The sequence below is a fragment of the Paraburkholderia ultramafica genome (assembly GCF_902859915.1).
In the GTDB taxonomy this organism is placed as follows: Bacteria; Pseudomonadota; Gammaproteobacteria; order Burkholderiales; family Burkholderiaceae; genus Paraburkholderia; species Paraburkholderia ultramafica.
On record NZ_CADIKK010000002.1, the window covers coordinates 259,480 to 274,561 of the forward strand.

At 65.0% G+C, this 15,082-nt stretch carries 15 protein-coding genes and 4 pseudogenes; 10 read left to right on the forward strand and 9 right to left on the reverse strand.

All coding sequences use genetic code 11. From position 1 onward, the window contains the following. Positions 1-2: 2 nt before the first annotated feature. Positions 3-1,412: a cache domain-containing protein gene (locus HV744_RS03235; RefSeq protein WP_175148100.1), complete on the reverse strand. Its 1,410-nt coding sequence runs from the start codon at positions 1,410-1,412 to the stop codon at positions 3-5. Between the two features lie 294 nt (positions 1,413-1,706). Here HV744_RS03235 and HV744_RS03240 point away from each other — a divergent pair, with 294 nt between their 5' ends. Together HV744_RS03240 and mctP are read left to right on the forward strand one after the other, a co-directional pair. Next, positions 1,707-1,904 carry a DUF3311 domain-containing protein gene (locus tag HV744_RS03240; protein ID WP_175148101.1) on the forward strand — a complete coding sequence of 66 codons (198 nt, stop codon included), beginning with the start codon at positions 1,707-1,709 and terminating at the stop codon, positions 1,902-1,904. Further along, positions 1,901-3,382 (forward strand): monocarboxylate uptake permease MctP, encoded by a 1,482-nt coding sequence (gene mctP / locus HV744_RS03245; RefSeq protein WP_175148102.1) that lies wholly within the window; start codon positions 1,901-1,903, stop codon positions 3,380-3,382. The genes HV744_RS03240 and mctP overlap by 4 nt, the downstream gene beginning before the upstream one ends. A gap of 83 nt (positions 3,383-3,465) precedes the next feature. Here the strand turns inward: mctP and HV744_RS03250 are convergent. From HV744_RS03250 to HV744_RS03265, 4 genes and pseudogenes are all read right to left on the reverse strand, one after another. Next, positions 3,466-3,726, reverse strand: a pseudogene (locus HV744_RS03250) (PKHD-type hydroxylase); the annotation flags it as partial. Then, positions 3,724-3,948 (reverse strand): annotated as a pseudogene (locus tag HV744_RS03255) (TonB-dependent siderophore receptor); the annotation flags it as partial. The pseudogenes HV744_RS03250 and HV744_RS03255, both read right to left, overlap by 3 nt. Beyond that, positions 3,944-4,312: pseudogene (locus HV744_RS03260) on the reverse strand (aldo/keto reductase); the annotation flags it as partial. The pseudogenes HV744_RS03255 and HV744_RS03260, both read right to left, overlap by 5 nt. Positions 4,313-4,523: 211 nt before the next feature. After that, the gene (locus HV744_RS03265; protein WP_175148104.1) at positions 4,524-5,756 is read right to left on the reverse strand and encodes an NAD(P)/FAD-dependent oxidoreductase; all 1,233 of its coding nucleotides are present in this window, start codon (positions 5,754-5,756) and stop codon (positions 4,524-4,526) included. A 346-nt stretch (positions 5,757-6,102) separates the two neighbouring features. Between HV744_RS03265 and HV744_RS03270 the strand changes: the two genes are divergently transcribed. From HV744_RS03270 to HV744_RS03285, 4 genes are read left to right on the forward strand one after another with little or no spacing between them, the layout of a single operon-like run. Beyond that, on the forward strand, positions 6,103-6,849 hold the full coding sequence (locus HV744_RS03270) for a DUF3348 domain-containing protein (protein WP_175148105.1): 747 nt from the start codon (positions 6,103-6,105) through the stop codon (positions 6,847-6,849). 10 nt (positions 6,850-6,859) lie between these two features. Continuing rightward, positions 6,860-8,956: a DUF802 domain-containing protein gene (locus HV744_RS03275; RefSeq protein ID WP_175148106.1), complete on the forward strand. Its 2,097-nt coding sequence runs from the start codon at positions 6,860-6,862 to the stop codon at positions 8,954-8,956. Then, positions 8,953-9,600: an OmpA family protein gene (locus HV744_RS03280; protein ID WP_175148107.1), complete on the forward strand. Its 648-nt coding sequence runs from the start codon at positions 8,953-8,955 to the stop codon at positions 9,598-9,600. The genes HV744_RS03275 and HV744_RS03280 overlap by 4 nt, the downstream gene beginning before the upstream one ends. Then, positions 9,593-10,300, forward strand: a complete 708-nt coding sequence (locus HV744_RS03285; RefSeq protein WP_246278927.1) for a DUF2894 domain-containing protein — start codon at positions 9,593-9,595, stop codon at positions 10,298-10,300. The genes HV744_RS03280 and HV744_RS03285 overlap by 8 nt, the downstream gene beginning before the upstream one ends. Positions 10,301-10,305: 5 nt before the next feature. On the opposite strand, the gene HV744_RS03290 is transcribed toward HV744_RS03285, so the two are convergent. Together HV744_RS03290 and HV744_RS03295 are read right to left on the reverse strand one after the other, a co-directional pair. Then, a complete protein-coding gene (locus HV744_RS03290) occupies positions 10,306-10,563 on the reverse strand; it encodes a TFIIB-type zinc ribbon-containing protein (RefSeq protein WP_175148108.1) in 258 nt (85 codons plus the stop codon). Next, positions 10,557-10,822, reverse strand: a pseudogene (locus HV744_RS03295) (TerC family protein); the annotation flags it as partial. The pseudogene HV744_RS03295 and the gene HV744_RS03290, both read right to left, overlap by 7 nt. Before the next feature lie 121 nt (positions 10,823-10,943). On the opposite strand from HV744_RS03295, the gene HV744_RS03300 reads away from it, so the two are divergent. Then, on the forward strand, positions 10,944-11,825 hold the full coding sequence (locus tag HV744_RS03300; protein WP_175148109.1) for a LysR family transcriptional regulator: 882 nt from the start codon (positions 10,944-10,946) through the stop codon (positions 11,823-11,825). A 52-nt stretch (positions 11,826-11,877) separates the two neighbouring features. Here the strand turns inward: HV744_RS03300 and HV744_RS03305 are convergent, their stop codons facing one another. After that, positions 11,878-12,273 carry a TerB family tellurite resistance protein gene (locus HV744_RS03305; protein WP_175148110.1) on the reverse strand — a complete coding sequence of 132 codons (396 nt, stop codon included), beginning with the start codon at positions 12,271-12,273 and terminating at the stop codon, positions 11,878-11,880. 150 nt (positions 12,274-12,423) lie between these two features. On the opposite strand from HV744_RS03305, the gene HV744_RS03310 reads away from it, so the two are divergent. The 3 genes from HV744_RS03310 (at position 12,424) to HV744_RS03320 (ending at position 13,708) form a co-directional block, all read left to right on the forward strand. Then, on the forward strand, positions 12,424-12,669 hold the full coding sequence (locus tag HV744_RS03310) for a hypothetical protein (protein WP_175148111.1): 246 nt from the start codon (positions 12,424-12,426) through the stop codon (positions 12,667-12,669). 92 nt (positions 12,670-12,761) lie between these two features. Further along, complete coding sequence (locus tag HV744_RS03315) at positions 12,762-12,947, forward strand: DUF2269 family protein (protein WP_246278928.1); 186 nt, start codon at positions 12,762-12,764, stop codon at positions 12,945-12,947. A gap of 86 nt (positions 12,948-13,033) precedes the next feature. Continuing rightward, complete coding sequence (locus tag HV744_RS03320; RefSeq protein WP_175148112.1) at positions 13,034-13,708, forward strand: HAD family hydrolase; 675 nt, start codon at positions 13,034-13,036, stop codon at positions 13,706-13,708. A gap of 70 nt (positions 13,709-13,778) precedes the next feature. Here HV744_RS03320 and HV744_RS03325 read toward each other — a convergent pair whose 3' ends face one another. Further along, entirely contained in the window at positions 13,779-14,531 is a 753-nt protein-coding gene (locus HV744_RS03325; protein ID WP_175148113.1) for a hypothetical protein, read from the reverse strand. Between the last annotated feature and the right edge of the window lie 551 nt (positions 14,532-15,082).

The following is a 15,082-nucleotide window of genomic DNA, read 5'->3' on the forward strand; positions in this document are numbered from 1 at the left end:
GATCAGAGTTCCTGCAAGGGCGGCAACGCCGCCTCGGGTGTTCCAGGCGGCACGCGTGCGGTGACGACGGTATGGCCGGCTTGCGAGGCGAGCGACAGCGTGCCGCCGAGCGCTTCGAGCCGCTCGCGCATATTGCGCAGACCGATGCCCGAGCGCCGGCCGACGAAAGCGTGCGTCACGTCGAAGCCGCGGCCATTGTCCGCGATCGTCAGCGTGACCGCGTCGTGCGAGATTTCGAGCGCCAGCGCCGCGCTCGACGCTTGCGCATGGCGCACGATGTTGGTCAGCGCTTCCTGGGCGATGCGAAACAGCACGGTGTTGACCGCGTCCGGCAGCGTCGCCGCATGCGTGTGCGCGATTTGCGTGAAGCCGATCGCGATGCCGGACTCCTCGCTGAGTTCGCGCGTGAGTTGCTCCAGCGCGGCGGCGACGCCGAGATCGTCGAGCATCGACGGACGCAGCGCGTGAGAAATGCGCCGCACTTCGCGCAAGGTATCGCCGAGCCGCGCGAGACTGGTGGAGAGCGCGGCTTCGGCGGCGGGCACGCGCGCGTCGCCGCGCTCGAAGCGCGCGAGTGCGGATTCGAGCAGCAGCTTCACCGAGACCATCATCTGGCTGATGCCGTCGTGCAGTTCACGCGACAGGCGCGCGCGTTCGTTTTCCTGCGACTCGACCACCTGCTGCGCGAGCCGTTTCAGTTTCGCGTCGGCGCTGCGGTATTCGGTGACGTTGAGCACGACCGCGCACAGCGCGATCACCGCGAGTCCGGCCACCGCGATCGCGTCGATCCACTTCATTGTGCGATCGATGTTGGCCGCCGCGCCTGCGTCGATATGCGCGAGCGTCGAGTCGACGTCGTCGAGATAGATGCCGGTGCCGATCATCCAGCCCCAGCGTTCGAGCGGCACCACGTAGCCCAGTTTCGACGCGACCTTGCCGGTCGACGGGCGATGCCACAAATAGCGCACGTAGCCGCCGCCGCGCGAAGCCGCGGCGAGCAGTTGCTGGATCGTCGGCGTACCCTGGCTGTCGCGCAGCGACCACAGATCGCGTCCCACGAGGTCGGGCTCGCGCGGATGCATCAACGAACGGCCGTGCATGTCGTAGACGAAGAAGTAGCCGTCCTTGCCGAAATCCATTTTCTCCAGCACGTCGAGCGCGCGGGTGCGCAGCAGCGCGTCGTCGCGCGCGTTGTCCTGGCCGGCGTTGTAGAGCGGCGCGATCGCGGTGGTGGCGAGCTCGACGTAATGCTTGAGTTCGATTTCCTTGCTGGCCATGTACGCGGCCTGGGTCGTCGCGTGCTGCGTTTCGGCGAGCGCCGTGGCTTCGCGGCGCACGCCGGTTTCGATGCTGGCGATGGCCGCCAGAAAGGGCACGATCGCCAGCAGGACAATCTTTGCTTTGAGTTTCATCGTTGAAAAAGCTGCCTACAGGCTACGTAGTATTACGTAGCCGGCTTACGTAGTTGCGCGCTTGTGAGGACGCTCACGAAGGCGAATACTACATCCCCACGGCGTACCGCGCCTGGCGGCTCGTTGTGCGTTCCCGATGGAACCGTCGCGTGATCCGGGCCGTCCCGGTATTTTCACAAGCAGGCGGGAGACGCCTGCACCCGGTTTTTCCGCCTGCTACCAGATAACCGGTTTTCCGCGCACCAGGCCACGCGCCACGGTGCGCGGTGTCGATAATAGACTTAGGAGAAGTTCGTGGAGACCTCCCCATCCGCCGGCCGTTCATGGCTCTGGCTCATTCTGCTGATCCCTTATATCGCGCTGTTGTGGCTGCCGTTCTATAACGACACGCATCCGCCGTTGGCCGGCTTTCCGTTCTTCTACTGGTATCAGTTCCTGTGGGTGCCGTTGACCTCGCTGCTGATTTATATCGTGTATCGAGGTGTCAAATGAACGAATTGAATCCCGTGAATCCGGTCGCGATGAGTGTCTTTATCGCGTTCTTCGTGCTCGTCACCGTGATCGGTTTTTTCGCCGCGCGCTGGAAACGAGGCGACCTGACGCAATTGCATGAATGGGGTCTTGGTGGCCGCCAGTTCGGTACGATCATTTCGTGGTTCCTCGTGGGCGGCGACTTCTATACCGCCTATACCGTGATCGCGGTGCCCGCGCTGGTTTATTCGGTGGGCGCGTACGGCTTCTTCGCGTTGCCGTACACGATCATCGTCTATCCGTTCGTGTTCGCGGTGATGCCGAAGTTGTGGAAGGTCGCGCACGCGAAAAACCACATCACGGCCGCGGACTACGTGCAGGGCGAATACGGCGGCAAGTGGTTCCCGGCGGCGGTCGCGCTGACCGGCATTGTCGCGACGATGCCGTATATCGCGCTGCAACTGGTCGGCATGCAGGTGGTGATCAAAGGGCTCGGCGTGAGCGGTGAAATGCCGTTGATCGTCGCGTTCGTGATTCTCGCGCTCTACACCTATGCGAGCGGCCTGCGCGCGCCGGCGATGATCGCGTTCGTGAAAGACATCATGATCTATATCGTGGTGATCGCGGCGGTGTGGCTGATTCCGGTGAAGCTCGGCGGCTACGCGCACGTGTTCGACGCGGCCGACGCGCACTTCAAGGCCAAGGGCGGCGCGACCGGCATCATTCTGAAGCCGACGCAGTTCACCGCGTTCGCCTCGCTCGCGTTGGGTTCGGCGCTGGCGGCGTTCATGTATCCGCACACGATGACGGCGGTGCTGTCGTCCGCGTCGGCGAAGACGGTCAAGAAGAATGCGATCTTCCTGCCGGCGTACACGTTGCTGCTGGGTCTGATCGCGTTGCTCGGCTATATGGCGATTGCCGCCGACGTGAACGTCAAGTCGGCGTCGGACGTGGTGCCGGCGTTGTTCGGCACGCTGTTCCCGCAGTGGTTCGTCGGCTTCGCGGCCGCGGCGATTGCGATCAGCGCGTTGGTGCCTGCCGCGATCATGTCGATCGGCGCGGCCAACCTGTTCACGCGCAATCTGTGGCGTCCGCTGGTGTCGCCGAATATCACCCCCGAGAGCGAGGCCTCGACGGCGAAGATCGTTTCGCTGGTGGTGAAGTTCGGCGCGCTGCTGTTCATCGTGTTCCTGCCGACGCAGTATGCGATCGACCTGCAACTGCTCGGCGGCGTGTGGATCCTGCAGATTTTCCCGGCTATCGTGTTCTCGCTGTACACGCGCCGCCTGAACACGCCGGGTCTGTTCCTCGGCTGGCTGGTCGGGATCGTGATCGGCACAGGGCTGGCGATCTCGCAAGGGCTCAAGCCGGTGTACGCGCTGCATTTCGGCGATACCGCTTATCCGCTGTATATCGGCCTGATCGCGCTGGCGGCGAATATCGTCGTGACGTTTGCGGTGTCGGTGCTGGCGCCGCGCAGAGTGGTGGCCACGGCCTGATCGTTATGTTTGTCTGAGCAGAACGCCGCGGAGCTGTTGCTTCGCGGCGTTTTGTTATTGCGTCGGCGGTTTGCTTGCGCGTCTCAGGCGTCGGCCCAGCGGCGTAGCAGATTGTGATAGATGCCGGTGAGGCTGACCACCGTGGGGTCGTTCGAACCTTTCTCGGCGGCAAGACGCTGCACGTCGTTGTCGAGTTGAAACAGCATGGTGCGCTCACCGTCGTCGCGCACCATGCTCTGAATCCAGAAGAACGACGCGATCCGCACGCCCCGCGTGATCGGGCTCACGTGATGCAGACTCGAAGCCGCGTAGAGCACCATGTCGCCGGCGGGCAGCTTCGCGCGGCGCCACACCATGCCGTTCACGACGTTGCCCTGGCTGTCGTCCGGCTGGGTCCAGATGTAGTTCTGGGTCGACTTCGTATCGCGCGTGGTGTTGCGGATCGTCAGTTGGCTGTTGATGTCGTGCTCCACACGCACGGTGCCGACATCCGACGTCGTCTTGCGGAAATCGCGGTCGATCAGGCCGTAGAAGTAGTGACGGTCCACCTTGGCCGGGTAGATGCTGGCAGAACAGGTCGATGCGATCGGTTTTGAGGCGCTTGAGCGACGCTTCGGCGACCACGCGGATGCGCTCGGGACGACTGTCGAGCGGCCGCTTCGAGTCGCGGTCCTGGAAGCCGAATTTGGTGGCGATCACGATCTGGTCGCGAAACGGCGCCACCGCTTCGCCGACCAGTTCCTCGTTGACGAACGGGCCGTAGCACTCGGCGGTGTCGAAGAAAGTGACGCCCTGCTCGAAGGCGGACTGAATCAGTTTGATGCCCGCGGACTTCTCGGTGGCCTGGCCGTAGCCGAGGCTCAGACCCATGCAGCCGAGTCCGATCGCGGACACTTCCAGCCCGCTGTTACCCAGTTTGCGCTTTTGCACGTTGTTGCTCCTTGGCGGATTCCGCGGGCGCCGGCCCTGCCGTCGGCAGGGCGGACACGTCGCGCGAGGTTCAGGGACACAAGCTTAGGGCGGGGTGTGCGGGACAACAATACGGACGGGATGGCATGGGGTTATGAGCGGGATTCATCTATGCCTGTGCCTGTGCCTGTGCGCGGGCGCGGGCCGGAGCCCGCCGGGCTCGGCCAGACGGCTAGAACCGCTCCACCCGGAACGGCTGCGGGTTCACGATGGTTTCCTCACCGGTCATCATCTCGGCGATCAGCCGGCCCGTTACCGGGCCCAGCGTGAGTCCATGGTGCGCGTGGCCGAATGCGAACCACAAGCCCTGGTGATGTTTCGCAGGCCCGATGACCGGCATCATGTCCGGCGTGCAGGGGCGGCCGCCCATCCAGGGTTCGTCGTCGAGACGTTCGCCCAATGGAAACAGCGTGCGTGCAATCGGCTCGACCGCTTCGAGTTGTGTCGGCGTTTTCGCCGCATCGCGCCGCGCGATTTCCGCGCCGGTGGTGAGCCGGATGCCGCGCGCCATCGGCGCCAGCAGATAGCCGTTCTCCACATCCAGCACCGGATGATTCAGCCGGGCGTCCCGCTGCGGCGCATAGTGCATGTGGTAGCCGCGTTTGACGGCAAGCGGCACGCGATAGCCGAGCCGCGAACTCACGCGATCCGACCACGGTCCCAGCGCGACGACCGCCGCTGCCGCCGTGATCGTGCCGGCTTCCGTATCGACCTGCCAGCCTTCGCGAAGCGTGTCCGCGTCGCCGAAAAAAAACCGTCCGCCCAGCGTTTCGAAATACTTCGCGTACGCGGTGACGAGCGCATTGGGGTCGCTCACGGAATCGGAGTCGGGGTAGCGCAGGCCGCCTCGCAAGCGCGTGTCGAGATCGGGCTCCATCTGATGCAGGCGCGCCGGATCGAGCGCTTCGAACGCGACGCCATATTCCTGATGCCACTGCTCGGCGAGCCGGGTTTCCGCGTCCTGTACCGCGCCGGTGCGAAACACCTTCATCCAGCCGATCGGGCGCAGTAGCGCGCTCGCGCCCGCAGCGGCGGCGAGCGCGCGGTGTTCGCTCACGCAATGTTCGATCAGCGTCGAGTACGACTTCGCGATCTCGGCATGCTTTGCCGGATGCGAATTGCGCCAGTACTGCCAGAGAAACGGCGCGGTCTTGAGCATCGCGTTTGCGTGGTAGCGAACGTCCGGCGACTGGTTGCGCGCGTAGCGAAGCAAGGTGCCGAGTCCGCGCGGAAACGCGTAAGGATAAACGCCTTCGCGCTGAATCAGTCCGGCGTTGCCGAACGAGGTTTCGTTGCCGGGCAATTTGCGGTCGATCAGCGCGACCTGGCGGCCGCGTTTCTGAAGATGCAACGCAACGCACACGCCTACAATGCCCGCGCCGAGCACGACGGTATCGAATTTCATGCTGCCTGTTTGCCTCGCTTGAAGTCACTGAGTTCGAAGATATCGACGACCCAATCGACGAACGTCCGGGTTGCCGCGCTCGCATGCCGGCCCTGAGGATAAACGATGGAGACAGGGACTGGCGAGCATTTCGCGTCGGCCAGAACGTCTTTCAGGCATCCTGATTTCAGATACGGCGACGCGACGAACTCCGAAGTTCGCCAGTGAGGATCACGCAATCGATGCCGTCATTAATCAGGTCCGCGCAACCACGTTGAAATGCGTCGCTTCAACGCGCCACATATCGACCGACACCAGCCCTCACCCCGTCACCGTGTAAACTGCTGACTTTTTTGACTCCGGTGGTATGTTGCAAGCCCCCCAGCGCACAGCTCCCAGCGGCCCGGCGCTCATTCGCCTATTGGCGCGTCTGGCGGATGTCGATGTCCCCGAATCCAGGCAATCGCTGTCGGACCGGCTGAGCCAATGGCTCGGCTGGACAGACGCGATCGCGCTGTCGTCGGCGCTGAACGGCAATCCGCCCGCCGTCGCCGCCGGTGCGCGCGCCTTCGGCAGCGCCGAAGAGGCCGAATGCATCCGCGTGCGCAGCGCGCTGACCAAGGCCGTCGTCGGCGACAGCGTGTTTGCTGCCGCGCGGCGGCGTGGGCCCGCGCAAGCGCAGGGCGTCGCCGTGGACGCGCAGGTCGATTACGCGGTGTTTCGTCAGCGCTACCTCGCGCTCCAGCAGTCGATGGAAACGGCCATCGCCAATCTGCGCGGCCGTCTGCGTGGCATGCTCGCCGCCCGGACGCCGGCGATGGCCCGGCTCGCGGTGGTGGATGCGGTGATGGAGCGCGCGCTGAGCGAGCGCGAGCGGAATCTGCTGGGCTCGGTGCCCGGATTGCTGGCCGGGCACTTCGAGCGTTTGCGCGAGGCCGGGCAGCAGACGCTCGCCGCCGCCGGAACAGCCGAGGCTTCCGACGGCGCCGCGCCGGTCACGCCCGGCGCGTGGCTGGACGTATTCCGCAAGGATATGCAGAGCGTCCTGCTTGCTGAACTGGATGTTCGTTTACAACCGGTCGAAGGGTTGCTCGCGGCCCTTCGCCCCCGCTAACTGGGACACTATGTCCAGATATCGTATTGATCTCGTTGTGTTTCTGGCAGGTCTGGCCGCTGCGTGCTGGATCGCCGCCAGCTATGTCGGTTCGAACCCATTGGCGCTGGCCGTCACCCTGTTGATCGTTGCGTGCTACCTGGCGGGCGCGCTCGAATTGCGCCGCTACAGCCAGGCGACTGCCACATTGACTCGCGCGCTCGCGGGGCTGTCCGCGCCGCCGCCGAGCCTCGCCGCGTGGCTCGACCCGCTGCATCCAGGCCTGCGCAACGCGGCGCGGCTGCGCATCGAGGGCGAGCGCGTGGCCTTGCCGGGACCGGCGCTGACACCGTATCTCGTTGGCCTGCTGGTGTTGCTGGGCATGCTGGGCACGCTGCTCGGCATGGTGGCGACGCTGCGCGGCACCGGCATCGCGCTGGAGAGTGCCACCGACCTGCAGGCGATCCGCGCGTCGCTGGCGGCGCCGGTCAAGGGGCTGGGCTTCGCGTTCGGCACCTCGATTGCGGGCGTGGCAACTTCCGCGATGCTGGGGTTGCTGTCCGCGTTGTGCCGCCGCGAGCGGCTCGAAGCGGCGCAGATGCTCGACGTGAAGATCGCGACGAGCTTGCGTGTCTACTCGCAGACCCATCAGCGCGAGGAAAGCTTCAGGCTGCTGCAGCGCCAGGCTGAGGTGATGCCCACGCTGGTCGAGCGGCTGCAGACGATGATGGCGGCCATCGAGCAACAGAGCGCCGCGTTGAGCGAGCGGCAGATTGCGAGGCAGGACGCGTTCCATCGCAAGACCGAGACCGCTTACCTGCGACTCGCGGGCGCCGTCGAGCAATCGTTGAAGGACAGCGTCGCCGACAGCGCGCGCGCCGCCGGCGCGGCGTTGCAGCCGATCATGGAAGTCACGCTGGCCGGTCTCGCGCGCGAGAGCGCTGCTTTGCACGACACGGTATCCACTGCGGTGCAGCGGCAGCTCGACGGACTGTCGAGCGGCTTCGAGGCGACGACCACGCGCGTCGCGGACCTCTGGAATAACGCACTGACCGGGCAGCAGCGCTCGAACGACGAACTGGCCGGGCATCTGCGCACGTCGCTGGAGCGCGTCGCCGAAACCTTCGAACAACGTTCGGCTGCGCTGCTGGACGGCGTGTCCGCGCGGCTGGACGCGACGGCGGGCAGCGTGTCGCAAGCGTGGCAGGACGCGTTGTCACGGCAGGAAAGCGTCGGCGAGAAGCTGGCGGCGAATAACCAGCAAGCGCTGGCGACGGCTGCGGCGACCTTCGAGCAGCATTCGGTGTCGCTGCTGCGCACGGTTGGTCAGTCGCATGCGGACTTGCAGACCGACCTGGCTTCGCGCGATGAACAGCGGCTGGCCGCCTGGACCGAGACGCTTGGTTCGATGGCGACGACGTTGAGCGAGCAGTGGGAACAGACAGGCGCACGCGCCGCGAGCCGTCAGCAGGAGATCTGCGAGACGCTGGCGCAAACCGCACGCGATATCTCCGCGCAAACGCAAGCGCATGCGAGCGACACGATCGGCGAGATCGGCCGCCTCGTGCAAGCCGCATCGGAAGCGCCGAAGGCCGCGGCCGAAGTCGTCGCCGAACTGCGTCAGAAGCTCTCCGACAGCATGGTCCGCGACACCGCGATGCTGCAGGAGCGCAGCCGTTTGCTGGAAACGCTGGAGACGTTGCTCGATGCGGTGAACCTCGCGTCCACCGGGCAGCGCACGGCCGTCGACGCGCTGGTCGCCACGTCGGCGGATCTGCTGGAGCGCGTCGGCACCCGCTTCACCGACCACGTCGAGCGCGAGACCGGCAAGCTCGGCGCGGTTGCCGCGCAAGTCACCGGCAGCGCCGTTGAAGTGGCGAGCCTCGGCGATGCGTTCGGCGTGGCCGTGCAGGTGTTCGGCGAATCGAACGACAAGCTGGTGACTCACCTGCAACGGATCGAAACCGCGCTGGACAAGTCCCTTGCACGCAGTGACGAACAACTGGCCTATTACGTCGCGCAGGCGCGTGAAGTCATCGACCTGAGCGTGATGTCGCAGAAGCAGATCGTCGAAGACCTGCAGCATCTCGCGGGCCAGCGCGCGTCCGCCGGAGCCGATGTCGTATGAGCGAGGAAATCGACGGCGGCGTGGAGCCGGCCGCGCCGATCTGGCCGGTGTTTGGCGACCTGATGTCGGTGCTGCTGGGTGCCTTCGTGCTGATTCTGGTGAGCGTCATCGGCGTGCAGCTCGAGCTATCGAACAAGCTGGAGCAGGAGGTCAAGCAGCGTCAGGCGGAAACGCAGCGCCGCAAGACCCTGGAGCAGGCGTTGGCCGGGCCGCTGGCGGCAGGGCGTGTGACGCTCGTCAACGGACGCATCGGCATTAGCGGCAACGTGCTGTTCGCGCTGAATTCCGCTCAGTTGCAGCCGCAAGGCCGCGATCTGCTGAAGTGCCTGGCCGGACCGCTGTCCGCTTATCTGCAGGCCAACGACGAAATCCTGATGGTGAGCGGCTTTACCGACGACCAGCGCCTGCGCGAAGGCAATCGTCGCTTTGCCGACAACTGGGAACTGTCGGCCCAACGCGCGTTGACGGTGACTCGTGCATTGATCGACGCGGGCGTGCCGGCGCCGTCGGTGTTTGCGGCCGCGTTCGGCTCCGGGCAACCGGTGAGTTCGAATGCCGACGACCAGGGGCGGGCCAAAAACCGCCGCGTGGAAATTGCGCCGATCCCGAGGCCGTCGACTGCAACGGTGAAGCCCGGTGCGTAGCAACGACAGCGGCGATAACGGCGATAGCGGCGATACCCGCGTGACAAGCGAAGCCCGCGCGACGCTCGACGCGTGGCGCGAGCGCGGCGCGGATCGCCTGGACCCGGTCCGCTTTCATTTCATCGCGGCGCTGGAGCGGCGCGCGGCCACCCATAGCGGCGAAGCGCGACGCGTCCTCGACGACAGGCTGTCAGCATTGCTCGACGCCTATGCAGCGGATCTTGAGCGCGCCACGGCTGCGGTTGCCGAAGCGGACGCCGTCGCGCTGACATCGGCCTCACGGGAGCCCGCTCACGAAACGCTTGCGGGACTGATCGACCACATCGCCCGTCGTATGCCGGCGGATCGCGATGGCGCCGCTTCGTATCCAGAGTTGCCGGCGCTCGATTACTTCAGGGAAGTCTGGTCCAAAGTCCGTGCCGAGAAACAGTTGCGCCAGTCGCTGGCGCAAGTGCCTGGGAATGCCGGCCCGCTCAACTCGAGCAGCCTCGTGCACCGGTCACTCTCGTTGATGCGCGAGTTGTCGCCGGGGTATCTCAAGCAGTTTCTGTCGTACGTCGATACCTTGGCGTGGATGGAGCAGTTGAACGGCGGCGGCGCGCCCACGGGTAAAGAAGCGCCTCGCGCCGGAACTGCCAGCAAAGGTGCTCGGAGCAAAGCGCGCCAGGACGCTAGCGCCGCGCCGTTCCGGCTGCGCTGACGCGTTTAGTCGAAATCGAACACATCGAAAATCGAGCGTTTCTTTTTATGCCCTCGATACCCGGTCCGATGATCGTCGTACCCGCGATTGCGGTCTGCTTCATACGCGTGGTCCCTGTCGCGCTGACCATCGCGACCGGCGCGTGCAGTCGATGAAGCGTCGACATGCTCCGCGCCCTGCGCAATCAGTTTGTCGAGTTCGCCGCGGTCGAGCCACACGCCGCGGCAGACCGGACAGTAGTCGATCTCGATCGGGCGCGCCACGAAAACTCGTGACCGAAGAGCGTGATCGCGGCTTCGGTCAGTTGCGCGATCCACGCGACTGTGCCGAGCAGCGCCAGCCGCATCACGAGCGCAAGCAGGATGCCGACGCGCTGCGTGCGCGTTGTGCTTCGGGCAGCTTGTTGCTGAGGATCGAGATGAGGATCAGGTTGTCGATGCCGAGCACGATTTCCATCACGACCAGCGTCAGGAGCGCTGCCCATGCGGCGGGATCGGCGATGAGTACGGGCAGGGAGTCCATGGAGTCGTGGGAAAAAGCGATGCGGTGAATGACGCGGAACCGCCATCATCGTCGTCTTCATGGTTCGGATAAATCAGTGATAAGCTGAATGACATATCGTTTATTTCGAAATGTCTGAAGCATGCTCAACTACCGTCACCTGTACTATTTCTGGATCGTCGTAAAGGAGGGCGGCTTCGCGCGCGCGGCCGAACGGCTCGACATGGCCGTCCAGACGATCAGCGCGCAGGTGCGCGAGCTGGAGAAATCGATCGGGCGTCAGTTGCTGAAGCCCGCCGGGCGCGGCGTCACGATGACCGAGGCTGGCGAGACGGCCTTCAATCGCGCGGAGCAGATTTTTCAGCTCGGCGAGGCGCTGCTCGACGAAATGCGCGATGCGGGCGGCGAAGGTATCGCCCGGCTCGCCGTCGGTTTGTCCGACGGCATTTCAAAGCTCGCCGCGCATGCGCTCCTTGCGCCAGTGCTCGATACGCCGTCGCTCAGGCTGCTCTGTCACGACGGCGAACCTGCGCACCTGTTGTCGGAGCTCGCGCTGCATCGGCTCGATCTCGTACTCGCGTGCCAGCCGGCGCCGCCCAACGCGGACCTGCGCGTGCTGAGTCAGCGCCTTGTCGGCTCACCGGTGGATTGGTATGGGCCCACGGAGACGGTTCGCAAGTCCGCGCGTGCTGGTTTTCCGCAGTGCCTCGCCGAGGTGCCCGTGCCCCTGCCGACCCGGCACGGCGCGTTGCGTGCGCGGCTCGACCGCTGGTTCGAGGCCGAAGGCATCCGGCCGCGAATTGTCGGGGAATTCGAGGACAGCGCGCTGATGGCCGTGTTCGCCGCGCGCGGTCTCGGCGTGTTTCCGCTCGCGGAACTGGGCGCGGAGGACTTGTCGTTGCTGCGCGGCCTGCGCTGGCTGGGTCGTGCGCAAGGCGTGGTCGAAGAGATCCACGCGATCCGGTCGCGGCGCGGGCAGCACCATGCGCTCGCTTCCCAGGTGCTCGCCGCCGCACGGTCGTAATCGCACCATGCACTCGACGTGCGCGGCGGCGTTCTGTGCCGCGGGCTTGCGTTTATTGGCGGATTTTTGGACCCCACGCGTTGAACACCGCGGCGAGCAACGCGATCTCGCCGTCCGCCAGATGGCCGTCCGCGACCGTCACCGCGAGGCACAGGCGGATGACTTTGTGACGCAATACAGGGTCGTCGATTTCGTCGATCAGCGTGGCGAGCTGGGCGGTGTCGAGATGGTCCACCGCCAGCTCGGGCGACATGTGCGCGATCGAGCGATCCTCGCACAGCGTCTGCACGATCTGTGCGAATTGCGCCGGTGCAAGACCGAGTTGGTCTGCGATGCCCAATATTTCGAGTGCGCGTTCCTCCGAGCTGCACACGTGCCCGTCGGAAGTCAGCGCGAGCGCCACGATGCGTGCAGCGGCCTGAGGACTGTTGCGCGGATAGGTTCGCATGATAGGTTCCTTTGCGCGGACGCTGTCCGCAGTGATGAGGAGCCTCAGTCTGCGGCAGGGTGTGGATCGGATAAACCTGCTATTTAAAGAGCGAAGGTTCGGAAAAGACGAAGCGAGGGCGGCAGGGTGGATGAGAAGGTCGGCGGACGCTTGAGCAAGCTTTCCGCGCCGCTCGGCGCATGTGAGGAAGCGCCGGATGGCGCGGCTTGCCGATTCATCCTCGGCCAGTTGAAGAACCCCTACTTTCTCGGCGACGAGCCCGGACTCACGCAAACTTCAGGCTGGGTCGACGCATGGACTTCGAAGCCGAGTGCCTACGTCGTAGCGGCCGAAAACTCGCGCGACGTAGCGGAGGCCATCAAGGTTGGGTGGGATTGCGGGAAGAGTTGGGGCTGACGCCGGAGTTGATTGAGCAGGGTGGGGCGGCAGGCAGTGAGTTGGAGCGGCAACTTGTCTCGCAGTAGTCGTTTTGCCTGGACAGCGCGAAGGTGGTCGGGCTGCAACCCGAACTCGCGAGAATCGCTGCCATTGCAAACGCGCGCGGCCACGGCGAGTTGCTACCGCGATATTGGCGCTATGCCGGCTGGTGGACGTTGCCCGGATATCCGGCGTTTGCTTCGATGCTGGGCGTCTACTATCTGATGGTATTCAAGCCCACGCCTGGGATGACGTGAGCAGTTGCCCACCGCGTTTCGTAACCGGCCTGCTCGTCCAGCAATACATGGCATATTGACGACACCCGCCATCACCGGAGCCCGCCATGCGAATCCAGACATCATTTCTATTCGATCTCGACGGCACGCTCGTCGATAGCGTCTACCAGCACGTGCTCGCCTGGAAAGAAGCGCTGGACAGTGAAGGCATCCCGCTGTCGGTCTGGCGGATTCATCGCAAGATCGGCATGAGCGGCGGCCTGTTCACGAATCAACTGCTACGCGAGACGCACGGTGAAATCAGCGTCGAGCGGGGTGAGCGGCTGCGTCGTGCACACGCCGTGGCCTATCAGCGAATGCGTGCGCAGGTGTGCCCGCTGCCGGGCGCCCGCGAATTGCTCGACGCGCTGACGCAGGCCGGAACGCCGTGGGCAGTGGCGACCAGCGGCCGGATGGAGACCGCCGCGCTCAATCTGGAGGCGCTGGGCGTCGACCCGGCGCAAGCGGTTGTCGTGACGCGCGACGACGTCAAATACGCGAAGCCCGACCCGGACCTGTTCATTGCTGCCGCGCAGCGCCTCGGCGTGCCGATCGAGCACACGGTCGTGGTCGGCGACAGCATCTGGGACATGCTCGCCGCGCGGCGATGCCGTTCGCTAGGCGTGGGCCTGCTGTCGGGCGGATACGGCACGGAGGAACTCGAACGCGCGGGCGCGTTGCGGGTCTACGACGATCCGGCCGACCTGCTGGAACATCTGGACGAAGTGGCGTCGCGGCCCTGACTCTTCGGCGTGATGGTGCTCGAAGCATGCGCGCGGTCGCCGCGCAACGACGCGCGCAACGCGCATCGGTTCAGCGCTTGTCGGATTGCCACGTCGACGAAGATGACGGCGTCACCTTCGAGGACTCCCTGACCAGTTGATCGGTCATCGCCGACGCGACCGGATTCGAGCCTCGGCCAGTCGGGCCGCTGTCGCTGCCGTTGCCGCTGCTGCTGTTTGGCGGTAGCGGCAGCGACGGATCGGGCTTGGCGGACTCCTTGACGAGTTGCGCCGTCAGCGCCGCCGATACCTGGTTCGAGCCGCTGCGTTGCGCATCGTCATGCTTGCGCCCACGCGTCTGTTCGGCCTGCATGACCGGTTTCGACTGCGTATGGGCGGACTGTTGGACTTGCGCCGGGGCGACCGTGGGGGCTACAGGTTGCGATCCAATCGCGGCGTGCCTGGCCGCCTGGCCGGCGTCAGGCGCGATAGTCGCGACAGCCGGGGCGGGCGTAACCGTCGCAGCCTTTGGAGCCGTCGCGGCCGTCGTGGCCTTCGCAGCCAGGGCGGGCGCAACCGTCGCAGCCTTCGGAGCCGCCGGAGCCGGCGTCACCACGGCGCGCATGTCCATGCCGCCGGCAGGCGGCATCGCGCGAACCACACTGCCGGCCACCACATGAGTTTCGCTGGCCACGGAGTCGTCCGCTGCCGCTGTGATGGCGCTGCTGGTCACGGTGCCGGTTACCGCCGGCCGCCGTTCGTCTTTCGGAAAAAGTAGATAACCGGCGACGCCGAGATCAATCACGAGCAGGCCGATTATCAACACCTTGCCGGTATTCGTCATATTTAACCAACGGATCTTTCAAGGATTGTGATAAGTCGATGATAAACGACTGCTTCCCGAACGATCGTTCGCATCGCGCGGCAACGATGGCTGATGTCTGAATGGAGCTTGAACGGGCCAGGTCGCGTGCCCTCTACTGTGGCGATCAAGATTCCGTTGCGCCGCAGCGGTCTTTCTCCATTTCGCCCCAATTTAGCCGGTACATGCAATCCGCATACGCATTGCTGGAATGCGACGCAAGTTTGTACTGTTCGGGCTAAGAGCCCTGTACTATACGGTTCAACGGGAGACCGGCCTGTCCGCCAGCGTTCGACGATCTGGCGTAGGAACACGGACGAGGCGCGCCGGCCTGTCCCCCTGAAAATATTATGCTGCGACCGGCAACGGCAAAAACAACGCGCTGACCATACTGCACTCGGACGAGCGGTTCACGACGAGGTTTCGACCGCCGTTCATACCGGGGCTATCGCTGCGCGGCATGCCGTCCCGGCCACGCCTTTGCGTGGCTTGCCGGCCTGCCTCGGGAGTGCGCCAGCGGCGACGTGACGGAC